Consider the following 18348-nt stretch of genomic DNA (forward strand, 5'->3'; position numbering starts at 1 on the left):
GTAAGACATGCAGCAGGGTTGAGGGGGGCATGAACCTGAGTGCCAGCGAGTTCTATTCATCGGGCGTGGATACGACCGATGCAGTCTTGGAGTCTGCCTTCTTTGCCAAGCTCAAGATGCGAAACGGCACCTTCAAGCTGACCCAGCCGTCGCGCTTTCAGGAGCTGGAGGTCGCGTTCCGCCCCCATGCCCAGGAGCGGGCAGGCTCGCTTCGCGAGGTTCTGGACGTCGGAGTTTCGACCGGGCTGACAACCGTGGAACTCGCCAGATTCCTGAGTGATTGCGGCAGTGCTGCCAGCATCACGGCAACCGATCTCTTCATCGAGGCCCACATCGTCGAACTGTTTCCGTGGTTCAGAGTGTTCTGCGATCCGGGGGGCTGGCCATTGCAATATGACCTCAGGGGTATCGCGATCCGTCCCTGGATCCGAAGACTGGACTACGTGACGCTTGCATTTATTCCGCTCATGCTTAGCCGCAGCATTCTACAATCACGCCTGCGATCGCGCATAAGCGCGGGTGTGAGCACGCCGGTGCGAATGGTTACCCGGTCGCTGCCGCCTAATGGTGCGATCGTGTTCGTTGAAAATGACATAATGCGTCAGTCGGAACGCTTTATCCGCCGGTTCGACATGATACGCGCCGCCAATATTCTGAATACGGGCTACTTTTCTGCGGATCAGCTTCATGTCGCAATTGAGAATATTCAAGCCTATCTCCACGGTCCTGGCGCCTTGCTCATGATCGCCCGCACCAATCGCGCTGGGGAAAACGCTGCCACCCTGTTTGAGCTAGACGAGGAAGGATCATTTACCGCACTGGAGCGCGTGGGCGGCGGGTCGGAGATCGAAAGGCTCGTGCTGGATTTCCGCGGGCCGCAACCGTCGACGGCTATCGGAGCGTTGTCGATCGGGCGCCAGTAGCGTAGCCGGGCCAGCTGAACTAGTGAACGCCCCCATTTTTCAGCCACCCGTTCAGATCTCTGCCGACAATGGCGCCGAGCTTTTCTATCTCGGCGGCGTAGAAGTCGCCCATGCGTTCCCTGAGTTCTCGGGTCAGCGGCGCATACTCGACTTCGGCAGCGGCGATCGACCGCAGTCTCTTGAATCCCGCATTGTTCCTGAAAGGAGCGACGATCGGCTTCAACGGGCGCAGCAGACGGCGCAGCGTAGGGTTGATCATCGGCTCCGCCTTGTCCTTGACCTTTTTCTCCAGCGGCTGGAGCGGCATGTCGTCCGTCATCTTCATGAACTTGCTAATGCGATCGAGCTGTGCAGACGCATCTATTCGCATGTCCTCATAAAGAACGACGAGGATCTGCTCGGCCGGAAACCGATCAAAATAGGCGCGCAATTGCTGGAAGTAGAGACCACCGTTCAGGAAGCGCCCGCCGGCACCCATGCGCGGGTCAAGATATGTGGCGATGTCGCGGCCGACTTCGCCCCGGCGGTATAGCATGCAGTAGTCCGAGTAGGCCCGCTCGATCGGATTGCGCAACTGGGCGATCAGCATCGCGCCTGGAAGTTTCTGGCATATCCGCTCAGCTGCGCCCTCTGTATCCAGATAGGAATTGGATTTTTCGCCGACGAGGCGTCGATCCTTGGGCCCTTCGAAGTTCGACAGATACCACTCGTCTCCGCGGTCATAGTAGCGACTGAAATAATGCAGCTCTGGAGCCGGCATGTAGATGCGCGGGTGCTGCTGCAGCGATTGCTGCAGCCACGTCGTGGCGCTCTTGGTGGCGCCGATAATCAGGAAATCGATATCGTGCAGCTTCATGGATTTCCCTCCGTCACAGCTGTCGAGAGAAGCTTCTGGCGATCTTGCCTATGTCTGCCGATACGCCACTGCCATCATCCAGAGCCAGATGGCGGCCATGACAATGTGGGCCAAATTGGCGCCCATCGGGCCGATCCGCGGGATCAGCGCCAACGCGGTGCCATGAAACGCGATTGTCGCGACGAGCACGCTGCTTAGAACCCGATCCTCCCGCCCCATGGCAAGGAGCGCTGAGCGCGTTATAGTACCATAGAGCGTCATGGTCGCCGCGATCGATTGAACGATGACCAAGGGCCCTGCCGCCTCGAAATCCGGACCGACAGCCAGTCTCAGCACCGGATCGATCGTCAAAGACACGGCGCCGACCAGCAATATTCCGAAGCCGAGAAGAAGCACTCGCATCTGTGTGACGGCCCGATGAAACGCTTCGATTGCGCTCGCGGCCCAGGCCCGGGCCAGATCCGGATAGAGCACCGCTTGCACGTGATCTCCGATCTGCAGGGTCATTCGGCCTATGCGCTTGGCGATGTGATAAAGACCTGCCGCGGTCGGGTCTGCCAGGTAGCCGACGAGAAGCGTGTCGAGCTGGTTGGCACTCGAACGCAGGGTCAATGACAGGTTCGTCGAGATCGCGAATTTCCAGAGGCCTGGAAAATGAGCGCTGATACCGCGGACAGGAGCCTTAAGCATGCTCGCCAGCATTCCCTGTCTTCGCAACTCCGCAAGCGAAAGGAAGAGAACGGACAGCGAGCCGAAGATTTGGGCCGCCATCCATATCAGCACGAAGTCCTGCAAGGTACCGCCGAAGGCAAAGCCGATTGCGCACAATCCCGCGCGGAAAACGCTCGAGGCGACCTGGCCATAGGCGATTGTTCGAAACTTCCCGAACAGGCGCAGCACGGCCAGCGGCATGCCGGAGATGCGAAACGGCAGAATGGCACAAAAAAGCGTGACAAGTCCGGACATCTCGGACGAGATCCCGAGCCACGGCCCGAAGGCCCACACGAGCGCCACGGCAATCACGCATCCGGTCGCAGCCGCAGAAACATCGAGCAGAAGCCCGAACTTGAACAACGAAGCAAGCGTTTCCGCGCTCTTCGATTCGGCGCCGAACTTGATCAGTGGTTGCCAGGACTGGAAGTTCACGAGCCGCTCTATGGCGGCCGTATAGGTGAAGCAAAGCGCCAGGATGCCATACTCGGACGGACCAAGCGCCCTGGCCGTCAAGGCGAATCCAACAAGGCCGAGCAGGGAGGTAAGCGCATTCCCCGTAAGGAGGTGCCTTATATTTCCCAGGCGACCCTTCAGTCCTTTTTCCCGAGCGAGCATCTTGTGGAGGCGGTTGAAATATTTGGCCAGCTCTTCTCGTATCGCCAAACGAGACCTCCCGCCTCTAGCGAGGCCGCCCTGTCGAAAAACGCGCCGCCCTTCGCCCGTGGCGCAGGGCCGATGCACTCATAAATCTATCGGGAGTGAGCCTGACTCCGCAGGGCAGGAACACCCGCGCGGCCCCCTGGGCGCAGTCGTGTTTGAGCGTCCAGGTAAGTCGCCTTGCCGGTCACCGGCGCAAAAAACAACTAAAATCCTTTGACGGGACAGTATGAGGGAGAATATAGTCGCGCGAGATATTTTGATAGCCTTTTCTTTGTTGCTTTTGGAGGGCGGTTGCGATGGGGACGTTACCTCCGCTATCGGCCACGAGCTTGTCCCTAAGGGTTTGGGGCACGTATTTTTTGGCGATCGTGCTGTTGGCAGTCGGACTCGTGGTAGGCCCGGCCCCGCCTGCGTCTGCCAGTGATTATCGGCTCAACGCCGGAGATGTCCTGACCTTCGACTTCCTCGACGATGCCGAGCTGCCGATAACGGCGACCGTTTCAGGCAACGGCGAAGCGCAGTTCCCCCTTATCGGCGGCGTCAACGTCGTGGGTCTCACGATAACGGAGGCGATTGAAAAGCTTGGCAGCGAGTACCGGAGACGCGACATCCTCGTCGATCCGAAGCTGTCTCTGAATATTTCGACCTTCCGGCCGATTTTCGTCCTCGGCGAGGTCAGGAGCCCCGGTTCGTTTCCCTTCTACAGCGGCCTGACGGTCGAGCAGGCGATCGGCCTTGCGGGCGGCATGCAGGTGGTGACGGCGAACGCGTCCGACCGGCTGATCGTACGCGCCCGCCTGCGCGCCGAGATAGAGGCCGCAAAAGCCGAAATCGTTCACGAGGCCGTCTATGCGGCGCGACTTGCGGCGCAGTTGAAATCCAGCGAGAAGGTCGACCTGAAAGACGTCCCGGAAGTCGCCCGCACGCATGTCGAGGAGTTGCCTGTCGACGGCGTCATCGAGCTGGAGGAGAAGATCCTGAAGGAGGATCTCGCCGCCTATCGATCGCAAGCGCAAATTCTGACGGAAGGAATTGCCCAGGCCGAGGGTGGGATAGAGATCCTGAACGAGCTGGTGCAGCAGCAGAAAGATATCGTGAGCAACAGCGTCGACGATGTGGCGCGCGTCGGCGCGCTCCGGCAGCGCGGGTTGAACACTGAGAGCGAGCTTTCTCGCGCGGAGAACAGTGCGGCAACGGAAAAGGCGCAACTGCTGGAAACCTTCGCGACCCTTGCGCGTACGCGCCAGGAGATGAGCGAGCTGAAACTGCAGCTGGCAAAGCTCGCAGCTGACAGGAAGAAGGATATTCTGACCCAGCTCCAGGAGCGTGAAATTGCCATCAAAAAGCTGATTGCGGAGCAACGTTCGGCTGAAGAGCAGATCCTTCTCCTCGCCGCGGTGGCCCGCGATGAATCGAAGAAGAATCAGATCTCCTATGCTTACGAGGTCCGTCGAAGCGCAGTTGGCGGCAAGCCGACCAGCCTGCAGGCGTCCCTCGTCACAGAATTGCTGCCAGGCGATGTCGTCGTCGTGAGTATCGCCGGAATGTAGCATTCTTAGACAAGTGATACTGGAAACCGTGCTCCACGCGCCAGGGGACATCGAAGTGAAGCCCAGTCGAGAGCAGGCAGTTTTCCCTTTTGCTCTGCCCGCCCCGTCGGGATCATACCGTCTCAAGCGAATAGCTGAGTGCGCTCTTGGCGGCTTGCTCGTCGTCCTCTGCCTGCCGCTGATGGCGGTAACGGCGATGGTGGTTTGGGCGAGCCTCGGTTTGCCGTTGCTCTTCACCCAGACGCGCGCCGGTGCGGGCATGCGTGCCGTCACGGTGACCAAGTTTCGGACGATGACGAACGCGCGCGGACCGGACGGCACATTGTTGCCGGACGACATGCGACAGACGGCTGCGACTTCGCTGCTGCGCAGGCTCCGCTGCGACGAGCTCCCGCAACTCCTTGCGGTGTTGGCAGGCGACATGTCGATCGTGGGCCCCCGCCCGCTTCCGTTGGCCACGGTCGCAAGCTTCGGCGATCTCGGCCGCCTGCGCTCACTGGTCACTCCCGGCATGACTGGCTGGGCGCAGGTGAATGGCAATACGTTGCTGTCGGACGAGGAGAAGATCGCGCTTGACCTCTGGTATGTCGCGCACGCCAGTCTTTGGCTTGATGGGCGAATTCTCCTGTTGACACTGAAGACGATCGTCTTGGGCGAGCGTGTCGATGAAATGCATTTGAAAGTCGCCAAGGATTTTCTGCGCGTCATTCGTGCGGGCCGCAGCCACGGATAGCGATGCGATGGCGGCAGGGGCTCTCGGAGGTTCCATGAACGGTTCGCATTTCTCTTTCGGCCGCACATTGGTCGTTGCTCCGCATCCCGACGATGAGGTGCTGGGCGCCGGCGGGACCATCGCGAAGCTGGCATCGCGGGGCGAGGAGGTCTTCGTCGCCATCGTAACCGAGGGAAAGCCGCCGACTTTCGACGCCGCAACGATCGCCAGGACGCAGGCCGAGGCGATGGAGGCGCACCGGGTCTTGGGCGTGCGGGAAACCCTTTGGCTGCGTTTGCCTGCTGCACAGCTTGCCGAAACCGCACATGCTTCCGTCAACGGTGCGCTGCTCGACCTTGTTCTTCGTCTACGCCCGCAAACAGTGCTCGTTCCCTTCGCGGGCGACATGCATATGGACCATCAGCTGACATTCACCTCGGCCCTGGTGGCCTGTCGGCCGCACCAGGCGGGGTTTCCGAAACTGATCCTCGCCTACGAAACGCTTTCGGAAACGAACTGGAATGCCCCGTACTTGTCCCCGGGATTTCTGCCGAATTTTTTTGTCGACATCAGCGAGCATCTAGAGGCGAAGGTTGAGGCAATGCAGCTCTTTGCATCGCAGCTGCGCGAACCACCGCACGAGCGTTCCATAGCGGCCCTACGGGCCCTCGCCACCTTGCGTGGGGCAACCGTGATGTGTGCTGCGGCCGAGGCCTTCGTCCTGGTTCGGCACGTCGTTTGAAGCGGAGACCACCGACCGCGGCAGTGTCCGTTGGATTTTCGATACACTGTTTCGGCCATGGCCGGAGGCGGATGAATACGAGCGGGAGGGAAACATGGGGCGTTGGCCAATCTACGACGAGGAGCAGATCGAGGATGTCGTCTCGGTGCTTCGATCGGGCGAGGTGAATGCCTGGACGGGACCGCATGTCCGCAACTTCGAGGCGCTTTATGAGCGCTTTCTTGGCGTGAAGCACGCGGTGGCTCTGGCGAACGGAACCGTGGCGCTGGACCTGGCGCTCTTTGCGCTCGGACTTCAGCCCGGCGACGAAGTGATCGTTACGCCACGCAGCTTCATCGCCTCGGCCTCTTCGGTGCCGATGGCGGGCGGGGTCGCGGTTTTTGCCGATGTCGACCGCGACAGCCAGAACATCACCGTAGAAAGCATCAGGGAGCAACTGACACCGAAAACCAAGGGCATTATCGCCGTCCACCTTGCCGGCTGGCCCTGTGACATGCCGGCGATCATGGAATTTGCCCGCGAAAACGGACTGTGGGTCATCGAGGACTGCGCCCAGGCGCATGGCGCCGAAATCGACGGTCGCCCGGTCGGCAGCTTCGCCGACATTGCCGTCTTCTCTTTCTGCCAGGACAAGATCATCACCACCGGAGGCGAAGGCGGCCTCGTGGCGATGAACAATGAGGAGCTGTGGAAGAAGGCGTGGAGCCGCAAGGACCACGGCAAGTCTTTCGATGCCGTCTACAACAGAGAGCACCCGCCGGGGTTCCGCTGGCTGCACGAGTCGATCGGGACGAACTGGCGCATGACTTCCTTCCAGGCGGTGTTGGGGTCGCGGCAGTTGCGGCGCCTCGAGCAATGGCACAGCATCAGGGCGCAGAATGCCGCCATTCTCGCCAGGGCGGCCGCCGGGATAGACGCTCTGCGTACACCCCTTCCTCCCCGAGGCGTCCGGCATGCTTGGTATAGGTTCTACACCTTCTTGAAGCCGGAGCTACTGTTGCCGGGATGGAGCAGAGACCGAATCGTCGCGGAAGTTAACAGTGCCGGGGTCGCCTGCTTCAGCGGCAGTTGCCCGGAGATCTACCTCGAGAAGGCATTCGTGGATATGAACATGGGTCCGGTTAAGCGGTTGCCGAACGCGCGGCAGCTCGGAGAGACGAGCCTCGCATTCCTGGTCGATCCCGCTCTAGACACGGCTGCCGTCGGGAGGGCGGCACAGGTTCTCCGGGAAGTCATGGCAAGCGCCAGTTCAACGGCAGAGGCGCGCCGTCAGAGGTCATAGTTCCGCAAGAGCGAACTGAACAAACAGGCAGCAAGCCCTCGCTACCGATGTTGATCCACGCCGGCTCCTTCTTTTTGCAGCATCGTGCTCGGGCAGCTGCCCTCGCAGCCAATGCCGGGTGTCTCGGAAGCCGCCGCCTTCATTTCCTCCCACAGCGACGATGCGGTTCTTGCAAAAGCTTCATAACCGGACTCGAACGGATGGCCGTCGCTGTCCGGATAAAAACGCTGCCCGGCCAGGATAGCTGCCTGCAAAGCGTCGGCAGTTGCGGCAACGGCGCTGCGATGCGGCAAGTCGAGCCGGTCGGCGATCTGCCGGATTTCTTCCTCGAGCGCGATCTGCGTTTCAACGCTGGCGACAAAGCCAGGTTCGGCGGTTGCGAGCTGGCCACGGCGGCGCAGATGTTCGTAGATCACCCGCTCTTTTGTCGGAAGCACCAAAAGTCCGATCCGGCCCCGCCCTCTGTCAGCCCAATCGGCCGCAAAGCGCTCGAAATCCGCCAGCATTGCAGCGACCTCGGGCGAGGTCGGATCGGCCATTCGACCAGCTTCGTCGACATAGCGCTTCGACACTGGCGGACATCCGTCCGGAAACCCATAATATTCGGATAGTTCCTGATCGCTGGTTGCGAAGAAGCGACCATACAAGCTCTTCGCCCGATCCCTGATCGCGTAGTGATAGGCGCTCAAGATGGCGACATTCTCGAAGAGCTTCGTCTTGAGGCTTGCCGACCGCGCCTTGGTGCATTGCGAATGACCTCCGGACTGACCGATGAAGGCTTGCAGCTGAAGTCGCTTCTGTTCTGCAAGCCAGAAGTCGGATTGCGCGTCCAGGATATCGCATGCGGAAAATACGATCGCGAAGTCGTTGGCAGGGTAAACGGCGACGATCGCGCCTTTCGCACCGGCAGCCAGCGCATCGACGACGATCGCGTGATAGGTGTAGATGCCGTAGCTGCCAATTCCGAAGTTGTAGGTGCGTTCACCCGTGATTGCCTCGAAGACCGCCGGCCAGGAATGGGCGCTTTCGACGTTGTTGCCGTATGTCATCGAGTCGCCGACCGCCGCGACTTGAAAGCCGTGATGCGCGCCGGCGGGGTTTCGGAAGCCTTCCTCGTCGACGTCGCCGAGAGTGGTATCGAGGCGATAGCCGTACTTGGAGTCGATATGGCGATGCGACTGCGTGCCGATCGGAAACGGCGTAAGCAACCGCAGCATCGCCTCCCCGGCTCCGAACGCCAGGATCACCGAAACCAGGAGTGCGATCAGGTTTTTCAACTGCCCCTCCCGCCTCTTCGCAACGATCAGGCGAGATCGCGTTCCCATTGCGATCCGGCTGGTGTCGACCGCGGCCCGACTACGGCCGGATGCCTGCGGCTTTTAAAAAGCTAGACGAAGCGGTTAGTGTTAGCGTCCCTTCTGCAATTCACAGTTGCTCTATGAGGGAACGAAACTTGGTGTGCCCCAAGGAATGCATTTTACGTACTGTCGAGAAATACAAGTGCGGCTATATTGCAAAGTCTTGTTCCCGTAATTTCTACCATGTGTTTAGTCACGCGGCCAGTAGAAACCTCGGCATGGGGAGGGCAATTCTGGATGGACAAACGTTCAGATTCTCGAGCGCTCGCATCGCCGCAGATCGCCGGGGCAAGGATAACGATCGTCGTTCCGGCGCTCGGCGCGGGCGGAACCGAGCACATCGTCAATCTCGTTGCCAACCACTGGAACAGCACCGGCTGCGCAGTGACGCTCATCACCCTCGAGCGTCCGGATGCGCAGCCCTATTACGATTTCGATCCCAAGATCGAGATCGTCCGCCTGGGCGTACCGCCCCGCAAAGCCTCGAAGCTGCGGTCGTCCCTCCTGGTGCTGCAGCGGTTGGGACGCTTGCGCTCTGCCATTCGGCGCACTCGCCCGGATTTTGTTCTAAGCTTTCTAACGCGAACGAATGTCTTGACGCTATTGGCGACGATCGGTTCCGCGATTCCGGTCGTCGTCTCCGAGCGCAACAACCCGGCTTTACAGCCCTTCGGTCTGTTTTGGAGGCGGCTTCAGGCAAGCCTATACCCTCGAGCATTCGGCCTGGTGACGATGACCCAAGGGGCGCTGGATTACTTTCCGCCGAGCATTCGCAAAAAAGGCTGGGTCATCGCCAATCCCGTCGACTTGCCGCGGGATTGGCGGAACAGGCGCGGCAAGAACATCCTGACTGCGGTCGGCCGGTTGACGCCCCAGAAAGGCTTCGACCTCTTGCTCGAAGCCTTCGCCAGGATTGCTGGCGCTCACCCCGCATGGCGGTTGGTCATCTGGGGTGAGGGCGATGAACGGCGTAGCTTGGAGACCCTGCGCGAGACGCTCGGTCTGCAGAAACGGGTCGACATGCCCGGGGTCACCGAAAGGCCGGGCCTTTGGATTGAAACCGCGGATGCGTTTGTCCTCTCCTCCCGTTACGAGGGATGGGGAATTGTGCTGCTGGAAGCCATGGCTGCCGGCCTGCCCGTTGTCTCCTTCGAATGCGAATGGGGTCCACGGGCTATGATCACGCATGAGAGCGACGGCATACTTGTGCCGAAGGAGGATGTCGAAGCCCTTGCTAGAGCCCTCGACAGGATGCTTTCCGATCGTAACCTCAGGGAACGACTGGGGGCAAGGGCTGCGGCCAGCGCCCAAAGATACATGCCTGAGCAGATCCTTGCCGAGTGGGACATGCTGGCCGCACGCGTGTTGACGCAGTCCTTGAAGACGCCCTTGCAGGCCTTTGATAGTGCCGGCTAATCTGCGCTTTGGTCGGCGGCAAAATCACCGGGCAGGCCGGTTCGCGCTGTGGCCGAAGCGATCCCGAGCATCTTTCGACCTCGCGCCGTTGCACTGCCTGTCTGAGCGCCTCGGGCTTTCTGACCTGCGGTATGCGTAAATATTTGATACAATTTATCTCGCGCGATTGTCCCGCGCTATGAGGGGGCGCTTGCATGAGTTCGATGTTTAGGCTTGTTGGGCAAAGTGCAGTCCTGGCCCTGTTCGTCTTCGTTCTTCAACTGGGTTTGGGTTCCCGCTCTCCTCTGGCTGCGCAGGAGGCCGCGGCGACGGCGCCGCCGGCCAAGGTCCAGCAATTGATCGAACTGCTGGACGATCCCGAGGTGCGGCAATGGCTTTCTGCCAGGCAGATCACGCCTCCGCCTGCGGCCGCCGCGCCGCCGAGCGGCGTTGCCTCGCGATGGGTCGCGCAAATCAGAAGGCACCTCGGCGGCATGCGTGAAGCGGCCCCGCGGCTGGTTCCCGAGTGGATGGCGGCAAGACAGCGCATAACGGCAGATATGCACCAAGGAACGATGCCGATCCTGCGCGGCTTCGGCTTCGTGCTTCTCGTCGGCTACGGTGCCGAATTTCTTCTCCGCTACTTGCTGCGGCGGAGTGCAAGTCGAAGCGCAGGACAGTCTGGGCCAGGCCTTGCGGCCTTTGTTCGCATCGCGCCGCTCGTCGTCTTTGCAGTTTCGGCGATCGCCGCCTTCGTCCTTGCCGACTGGCCGAGCCGGCTGGAGGCGGCGGTCGCACCGCTCCTGATTGCCTTGATCGTCGCGCGCCTGCTGATCACTGTCGCTGCGGCCTTGGCGAAGCCGGCAGATGAGAATGCGGAGGAGGCAGGCGTGTCGCCCGCCGCCGACGTGACAAGGTTCTGGCACAAGCGCTTCGTCGTCATGGTCTGTGCGGTCGCTGTCCTGTGGGCCGTCATGGACATGATGCAGGCCCTTTCGTTCCTCCCCGACGTCCGGGACCTCACCGGCGCCGGCCTGGGCCTCGTCGTGCTCGGCATCGGCATCGACACGGTGCTCCGCCGGCCGGCTCAGGAACTGACGGGCGGCCGGCGCATCCTGCGCAACGCGCTGCTCGTTGCCTTCCTCATCCTGCTGTGGGTCGTCTGGGTTGCCGGCATGAAGGTGCTGTTCTGGCTCGGGGTCTATCTCCTCGGCCTGCCGCCGCTGCTGCGTTTCGTCAGTGCCGCGACGCGGACGATGCTGGACGCAGAGGCGGCCGATAATGTCCGGGTAATGCGCAATGTGCTGATCGACCGCGGAGCGCGGTTCGCCATCATCGCGCTCGCGGCCGCCTGGCTCGCCATCGTCTTCCGCTTCAACGGCAGCGAGATGATGCAGGACGACGTCTTCAACCGCATCTTCCGGGGCGTGCTTTCCGGCATCGTCATTCTGCTCGCCGCGGATCTGATCTGGCAACTGACGAAGGAGTTCATCAATCTACACGTCAAGCGGGCAAGCGTTGACGTCGCCGACCCGGTTCAGCTAGCTCGCGGCATGCGGCTGCGCACGCTGCTGCCGATCCTGCGCAATTTTCTCGCAGCCTTCATCGCCGTCGTCGCCGGCATGATGGTGCTCTCCGGTCTCGGCGTCGAAATCGGGCCGCTGATCGCCGGCGCCGGCGTCTTCGGCGTCGCGATCGGCTTCGGCTCGCAGACGCTCGTCAAGGATATCATCAGCGGCATCTTCTACATGATGGACGACGCCTTCCGGGTCGGTGAATACATCCAGAGCGGCAGCTATATGGGAACGGTCGAATCCTTCAGCATCCGTTCCGTCAAGCTGCGCCACCACCGGGGGCCCGTGTTCACCGTGCCTTTCGGCTCGCTCGGCGCGGTCCAGAACATGAGCCGCGACTGGGTCATCGACAAGTTCATGATCAATGTCTCCTACGATGCCGACGTGGCCAAGGTGAAGAAGGTCGTGAAGGGCATCGGTGCTGCGCTCCTCGAGGATGAGGAACTCGGGCCGCTGATCATCGAGACCGTCAAGATGAAGGGCGTTGAGCAGTTTGGCGACTACGGCATCACCCTGAGCTTCGCCATGACGACCAAGCCAGGTCACCAGACCCAGATCAGGCGCCGGGCTCAGGCGATGATCAAGGAGGCGTTTGACGCCAACGGAATCAATTTTGCCTCGCCGACCGTTCAGGTCGCCGGTGATGAGGGGCAAGCGACCGCCGCCGCGGCGGCGACCCGGGATGCGATAGAGAAGAAAAAGGCGGCTCTGGCCGCGCAGCAAGGAGGGGAGGCCGCGGCCGAGTAGATCGGGGCAGGGGGCGCCGCGGCCTGGCGGTCCGTGTTGACATCAGGAGGAGAAGGCGGGATAGCTCGCGGCGCATGAGGATTGCCTTCTACGCGCCGCTGAAGTCCCCGGATCATCCCGTCCCCTCTGGCGACAGGCAGATGGCGCGCATGCTGGCCGAGGCGCTTGGGCTATGCGGGCATGAGGTCGATATCTCGTCGCGACTGCGTGCCTTTTCGCGCGAAGCGTCTGACGCGGCCTATCTGGATCTCAGCAAGCAAGCGGACGCGGAAATCGCCCGGCTTCGCCGGAGGTGGGCGAGCGAGGGTCCGCCGGACGCATGGTTCTGCTACCATCCCTATTACAAGGCCGCCGACCTGATCGGTCCTCCGCTGACCGCTGAGTTTTCCGTTCCCTATGTGACGGCCGAAAGCTCCTATTCGTCGCGTCGCAACGAGGGGGCGTGGAAGCTCGCCCAGGAGGCAATCGCAGCCGGCGCAAGGCAGGCGGCGGTGAACATCTGCTTTACCGAGCGCGACCGCAAGGGGCTCGATGAGGCGATACCGGAGGGGCGATATGCCATGCTGCCTCCGTTCATCGACACGACCCAATTTGAGGGAACGCCGCGGAAAAAACCGGATGCGGCCCGACTGATCGCTGTCGCCATGATGCGGCCCGGCGACAAGCTGGACAGCTACCGGATGCTCGCGGCCGCACTCGAAATGATCGTCGACATTCCCTGGACGCTGACCGTCGTCGGCGACGGCCCGACGCGCCCGGAGGTGCAGCAGGCCTTTGCAGGTCTGCCGGAAGAGCGGCTCGCCTGGGCCGGCGAAAATGCACCCGAAGCGGTTGCGGAGCTGCTCTTCGCAAGCGATCTTTATGTCTGGCCCGGATGCGGCGAGGCCTACGGTCTTTCCTATCTGGAGGCGCAGGCGGCCGGCCTGCCGGTTGTGGCGCAGGCGACCGCCGGCGTCCCCGAGGTCGTCAGAAACGGGGACACCGGGCTGCTCACCGCGGCGGGCGACATCGCCAGCATCGCCGAAGCGATCCGGGTCTTGCTGGGCGACGCTGCCAAGCGCGCCGAGTTCGGCAATCGGGCGCGCCGTTTCGTGCTCGAAGAGCGCTCGCTCACTGCCGCCGCTCGGCGTCTGGACACTATTTTCGGCACGTTCGTCAGGAGGGCAGGATGAAGAGTGAGGCCATCTGGCAGGCGCTGATCGACAGGCTCGACCAGATGCAGGAAGCCGGCGAGAGCGCGGATTTCTGGTTGCGCGACGACGATGCGGTCGAACCGACGGCGGCGCTTCACCGACTGCTGGACCTGACGGACCGGTTTTCGGTGCCGCTGACCCTGGCGGTGATTCCTGCACATACCGACGCGCGTCTCGAGCGCTGCCTCGCCGGCCGCAGAGACATCGGCGTCGCGGTTCATGGCTGGTCGCACGAGAACCATGCGCCCGCAGGAGAGAAGCGCCAGGAACTAGGGAGCCACCGACAGGGCGGAACGGTCTCCGACGAATTGCGGGCCGGATATGCCCGTCTCAAAACCCTCTTTCCCGCTTCCTTCGTGCCGCTGCTCGTCCCGCCATGGAACCGGATCGATGCGGAAATCGTCGCCGGGCTCGGCGCAAGCGGCTTCAGGGCGCTGTCGGTCTTCGGTTCGGAGAGGAGCGGCAAGGCCACCGCTCTCCTGCGGCCCGGCCTCCAGATCATCAACACGCATGTGGATGTCATCGACTGGCGCGGAACGCGCGGCTGCCGCGATCATGCGCAGATCGTTCGAGACATTCTCGCGAGACTGGAGCAGGTGGTGAACGGCGGCGGCTCAGTCGGTATTCTGACGCATCACCTTGTCCATGACGAGAATGTCTGGGCGTTTCTGTCGAAGCTGTTCGAGGTTACCGTCACCCATCCGGCCAGTCGCTGGCGGAAGGTGTCGGATCTCATAGGTCGATGACCTGGTGGTCGCGGGCCGCGAAGGCGCCCGCGAAGAATGCCTGGACTTCCTGTTCGATCGCTGCAAGCGCCGCGTCGGTGCGCGACGGGTCGTGGTGGAACATGGCAAGCCGCGGAATGCCAGCGGCCATCGCCAGGCGCGAGCCGTGTATCCCGGTCGAGTGGCCGTAGCCGCGATAGGCCGCCATCTCCGACTCGAGATAAGTGCAGTCGTAAACCAGCAGATCAGCGTCGGCGATGAAATCGAGGAGGGTGGGATCGAGTATGCCCGGCTCGTGCTCGGTGTCATAGATGAGCGCGACGGCGCGGCCGCCCCAGTCGACCCTGTAGCCGACGCAGCCGCCCGGATGGACGAGGCTCATCGTGCGGATCGAAACATCCTTGCGCGGCGAAAGCGTGTCGCCCGGACGGAAATCGACCGTGTCGAGGCTTGCCTGACAGATGCCCGGGCCGACCGGAAACCATGGGGGCCGCATGAAGTCGTTGATCATCTCGGCCGTCGACATCGTGCCGTGGAGATGGCCGGACCAGAAACGCACCGCCGAGCTGCAGCGGTAGATCGGCTTGAAATAGGGCAGCCCGATGATGTGGTCGTAGTGGGTGTGGGTGAAGAAGACGTCGAACTCCGAGACGCCCTCGGACATCAGCGACAGGCCAGCCTCGCGCAGTCCCGAGCCGGCATCGAAGATCAGCACCTCGGCGCCGCAACGGACTTCGATGCAGGGCGTGTTGCCTCCATAGCGCAGGAACTGCTCGCCGGACACCGGCAAACTGCCTCTGACGCCCCAAAACTTCACTCGAAAGGTGTCGTCCCGCATTCCGTTTCGGTTTCATCCTGCCCGCCTCGGGCACTTTGCCCCGGCGCGCTGACTAGACAAGCACAAATCATGAGGGTCCTGCAATGCCATTGGCACTCGCGGCCACGGAATGCTTGTCGACGATTTCTGTGCCGGTCCTGAATTGAAAGCCTTACCGTCGGCCCCAACGTGATTTAAAAGTTGTATGGGGCGATTCAGGACTGAGGCGTTCCGCTCCCACTCTGAAAATTGGTGGCGGCCAAATTCCACCCTGGCCAAAGGGTTCAGCATCGATGGCAGAGCCAGCCGAAATGCAATTCTACCAGAGCCTGCCGCTTTTCGAAGCGTTCGAAGGCGTGGCCGACGAGGCGAATTACCGGCCCCTGCCGGAGGGCTGGTCGCTGGCCGTAGCCGACATCGTCAATTCGACCGGCGCGATCGCCGAGGGACGCTACAAGAGCGTCAATATGGCGGGCGCCAGCGTGATCTCGGCCCTGATGAACGCGCTTGAGGAAAGGGACCTGCCTTTCGTCTTCGGCGGCGATGGGGCGCTCGCCGCCATACCCGCCGCCCTGTCGGCAAAGGCGCGCACGGCTCTCGCCGCGGCCAAGACCTGGGTGGCCGAAGAGCTCGGCCTTGAACTGCGCGCCGCCCTCGTTCCGGTCGGCGACATTCGCGCCAAGGGTCTCGATATGCGCGTCGCCCGCTTCAAGGCGAGCGAAGAGGTTTCCTACGCGATGTTCTCGGGCGGCGGCGCAAGCTGGGCGGAAGCGGAGATGAAGGCGGGGCGCTACCAGATCGACGCTGCGGCGCCGGGGACGAGGCCGGACTTGAGCGGGCTTTCCTGCCGCTGGAATCCGATCGTCTCTCATCATGGCGCCATCGTGTCGATCATCGCGGTCCCCGGCGCGCGTGGCAACGGCCCGGAATTTCAGGCGCTGATCGCCGAGGTCGTGGCGCTCGCCGAGAGCGAGGAGCGCGGCGGCCATCCGGTTCCGGAGGGCGGTCCCGAGCCTCGCCTTTCGATGCGTGGGATCGCCATGGAATCGCGCGCCATCGCCTCACCGGGCAAGCGCCTCCTGGCCTGGCCATGGATCGCGCTGCAGAGCGCCCTGCTGTTCGTCTGCTTCAGGCTCGGCCTCAATATCGGCAGGTTCGATGTCACCCAGTACAAGCACGACCTTGCCAATAATTCCGACTTCCGCAAATTCGACGACGGCTTGAAGATGACGATCGATGTCGGCGCCGATCGCCTGAACCGGATCGAGGAGCGGTTGAAGCGAGGCGCCGAAGCGGGCGTTTGCCGCTATGGGCTGCATCGGCAGGATTCCGCCCTAATGACCTGCATCGTGCCGTCTCCGATGAGCCGCGACCACATGCACTTCATCGATGGAGCGGCTGGCGGCTATGCCATGGCGGCAACGAACCTCAAGGCAACGCTTGCCGAAGACGGGCCGCAAGCGCGCGCGATCACGCCTTGACGATGTGATCGCCTGCGAGGCCGCGGCGGACGAAGATATTGCGCGTATCGATGATCAACGGCGCCCAGTCGCGAAGTGCGGGGTAGTCGACAGCGTCATGGTCGGTGGCGACGAGCACGGCATCGAAACTGCGCACGGTGTTTTCGTCGAAGACGATCGACCGCCGGCCCTTGAGTGCGATGTGCTCGCGGGTCGGCGGAACTTCCTCGACATGCGGATCGTAAAAGGCCGCCTTCCCGCCGCGTTCCTCGATGAGCTCGATCAGCCGCAGCGACGGGCTTTCGCGAATGTCCGGCACGTTCTTCTTGTAGGCGAGCCCGATGATCAGCACGCTCGCGCGGCTGAGCGCCTTGCCCTGTCTCCGGTCGAGCGCCTCGGCGAGCCGCGTCACCACGTGGCGCGGCATGGCAGAGTTGATCTCCCCGGCCAATTCGATGAAGCGGGTCGGCAGTTCGTATTCGCGCGATTTCCACGTGAGGTAAAAGGGGTCGATCGGAATGCAATGGCCGCCAAGCCCCGGGCCGGGATAGAACGGCATGTAGCCAAACGGCTTGGTCTTCGCCGCCTCGATGACCTCCCAGATGTCGATGCCCATCGCCTCGTAGACGACCTTGAGCTCGTTGACGAGGGCGATATTCACCGCCCGGAAGATGTTTTCCGTGAGCTTCACCGCCTCGGCCGTCGCATTGGACGAAACGGGCACGACGGTCTCGACCACGGCCGCGTAGAAGCGTTCCATCAGCGCTGCCGCGAGCGGTCCGTCTCCGGCCACGACCTTGGGGATGCTCGCCGTCTCGAATTTCCGGTTGCCGGGATCCTCGCGCTCCGGCGAGAAGCCCAGGAAGAAATCCACCCCCGAGTTCAGGCCGGTCTCTTCCAGGATCGAACGGACGATCCCGTCCGTCGTACCGGGATAGGTGGTCGACTCGAGAACGACGAGTTGGCCCCGCCGCAGGCAGGCCGCGATCGACCGCGATGTCTTCTCCACGAAGGAGAGGTCTGGGTCCCGGTGCTTGGTGAGCGGCGTCGGCACGCAGATGACGATGACGTCGCAGATGCCGAGCTCGCGGAAGTCGGTCGTCGAGCGAAACCGTCCGGCGGCGGCCTCCCGGTTCAGCGCATCGTCCGGGACGGCCTCGATATAGGAGCGGCCGTCGTCGAGCGCGACGATCTTTGCCGGGTCGATGTCGAAGCCGGTGACCGGAAAACCCGAGCGGGCAACCGCGATGGCAAGCGGCAGGCCGACATAGCCGAGGCCGATGACGCCGATCTTGGCGGTGCGCCCGCCGATCGATTCGAGCAGCCTGTCGTGATGAGAGGAGGTCAAGATCATTTCCAAGTGTTGGCGGACGCGCCGCTCTTTCGACGCGACGGCCGCGCGAGCTGGTCCGGTTTTGTTGGCGACAAAGCGGCGCGAAGTCAAGCGCGGGCAGCATCGTGGAGCGGCGTCCAATCGGCAACCCCGGCAATTGCAGGGTGTAATCGGAGGGCCTGTTCCGTGTAGCATTCTCCCACGATTAAAAATTGCGAACGTCTCTGGAAATCGGGGCCGGCGGTGAATATCTGCAAGGCGAAATCGTGGCGATCCGATCGCTGCGCGCCGCCGCCGCCGCCGTCAG

Annotated in this window: 15 protein-coding genes; 10 read left to right on the forward strand and 5 right to left on the reverse strand. The window is 62.3% G+C overall.

Going from position 1 to position 18348, the window contains the following annotated elements:
* Positions 1-29 precede the first annotated feature (29 nt).
* Entirely contained in the window at positions 30-923 is an 894-nt protein-coding gene (locus CO664_RS11180; RefSeq protein ID WP_097538775.1) for an ATP-binding protein, read from the forward strand.
* 19 nt (positions 924-942) lie between these two features.
* Here the strand turns inward: CO664_RS11180 and CO664_RS11185 are convergent, their stop codons facing one another.
* Complete coding sequence (locus CO664_RS11185) at positions 943-1779, reverse strand: sulfotransferase (RefSeq protein WP_037416824.1); 837 nt, start codon at positions 1777-1779, stop codon at positions 943-945.
* A 48-nt stretch (positions 1780-1827) separates the two neighbouring features.
* Positions 1828-3156, reverse strand: coding sequence for a lipopolysaccharide biosynthesis protein (locus CO664_RS11190; protein WP_097524524.1), 1329 nt, complete (start codon positions 3154-3156; stop codon positions 1828-1830).
* 293 nt (positions 3157-3449) lie between these two features.
* Between CO664_RS11190 and CO664_RS11195 the strand changes: the two genes are divergently transcribed.
* From CO664_RS11195 to CO664_RS11210, 4 genes are all read left to right on the forward strand, one after another.
* Positions 3450-4703: a polysaccharide biosynthesis/export family protein gene (locus CO664_RS11195; protein WP_037416830.1), complete on the forward strand. Its 1254-nt coding sequence runs from the start codon at positions 3450-3452 to the stop codon at positions 4701-4703.
* A gap of 55 nt (positions 4704-4758) precedes the next feature.
* Complete coding sequence (locus tag CO664_RS11200; protein WP_176536560.1) at positions 4759-5436, forward strand: sugar transferase; 678 nt, start codon at positions 4759-4761, stop codon at positions 5434-5436.
* A 34-nt stretch (positions 5437-5470) separates the two neighbouring features.
* A complete protein-coding gene (locus CO664_RS11205; protein ID WP_097524527.1) occupies positions 5471-6157 on the forward strand; it encodes a PIG-L deacetylase family protein in 687 nt (228 codons plus the stop codon).
* Positions 6158-6251: 94 nt separating this feature from the next.
* Positions 6252-7439: a DegT/DnrJ/EryC1/StrS aminotransferase family protein gene (locus CO664_RS11210; RefSeq protein WP_097538777.1), complete on the forward strand. Its 1188-nt coding sequence runs from the start codon at positions 6252-6254 to the stop codon at positions 7437-7439.
* Positions 7440-7480: 41 nt separating this feature from the next.
* On the opposite strand, the gene CO664_RS11215 is transcribed toward CO664_RS11210, so the two are convergent.
* A complete protein-coding gene (locus CO664_RS11215; RefSeq protein WP_234820228.1) occupies positions 7481-8716 on the reverse strand; it encodes a hypothetical protein in 1236 nt (411 codons plus the stop codon).
* Positions 8717-9034: 318 nt separating this feature from the next.
* On the opposite strand from CO664_RS11215, the gene CO664_RS11220 reads away from it, so the two are divergent.
* The 4 genes from CO664_RS11220 (at position 9035) to CO664_RS11235 (ending at position 14452) form a co-directional block, all read left to right on the forward strand.
* Positions 9035-10213 (forward strand): glycosyltransferase family 4 protein, encoded by a 1179-nt coding sequence (locus CO664_RS11220; RefSeq protein ID WP_097538778.1) that lies wholly within the window; start codon positions 9035-9037, stop codon positions 10211-10213.
* 194 nt (positions 10214-10407) lie between these two features.
* Entirely contained in the window at positions 10408-12513 is a 2106-nt protein-coding gene (locus CO664_RS11225) for a mechanosensitive ion channel family protein (protein ID WP_097538779.1), read from the forward strand.
* Between the two features lie 74 nt (positions 12514-12587).
* Complete coding sequence (locus CO664_RS11230; RefSeq protein ID WP_097538780.1) at positions 12588-13685, forward strand: glycosyltransferase family 4 protein; 1098 nt, start codon at positions 12588-12590, stop codon at positions 13683-13685.
* Complete coding sequence (locus CO664_RS11235; protein WP_097524532.1) at positions 13682-14452, forward strand: polysaccharide deacetylase family protein; 771 nt, start codon at positions 13682-13684, stop codon at positions 14450-14452. Before CO664_RS11230 ends, CO664_RS11235 begins: the two co-directional genes overlap by 4 nt.
* Here the strand turns inward: CO664_RS11235 and CO664_RS11240 are convergent.
* Positions 14439-15269, reverse strand: a complete 831-nt coding sequence (locus CO664_RS11240; protein ID WP_097524533.1) for an MBL fold metallo-hydrolase — start codon at positions 15267-15269, stop codon at positions 14439-14441. The two genes, CO664_RS11235 and CO664_RS11240, sit on opposite strands and share 14 nt — an antisense overlap.
* 272 nt (positions 15270-15541) lie before the next feature.
* Between CO664_RS11240 and CO664_RS11245 the strand changes: the two genes are divergently transcribed.
* A complete protein-coding gene (locus CO664_RS11245) occupies positions 15542-16729 on the forward strand; it encodes a DUF3095 domain-containing protein (protein WP_097538781.1) in 1188 nt (395 codons plus the stop codon).
* Here CO664_RS11245 and CO664_RS11250 read toward each other — a convergent pair.
* Entirely contained in the window at positions 16719-18056 is a 1338-nt protein-coding gene (locus CO664_RS11250; protein WP_176536561.1) for a nucleotide sugar dehydrogenase, read from the reverse strand. The genes CO664_RS11245 and CO664_RS11250 overlap by 11 nt on opposite strands.
* Positions 18057-18348 lie beyond the last annotated feature (292 nt).

Source organism: Sinorhizobium sp. NG07B (assembly GCF_002532005.1).
Classification (GTDB): Bacteria; Pseudomonadota; Alphaproteobacteria; order Rhizobiales; family Rhizobiaceae; genus Sinorhizobium; species Sinorhizobium fredii_C.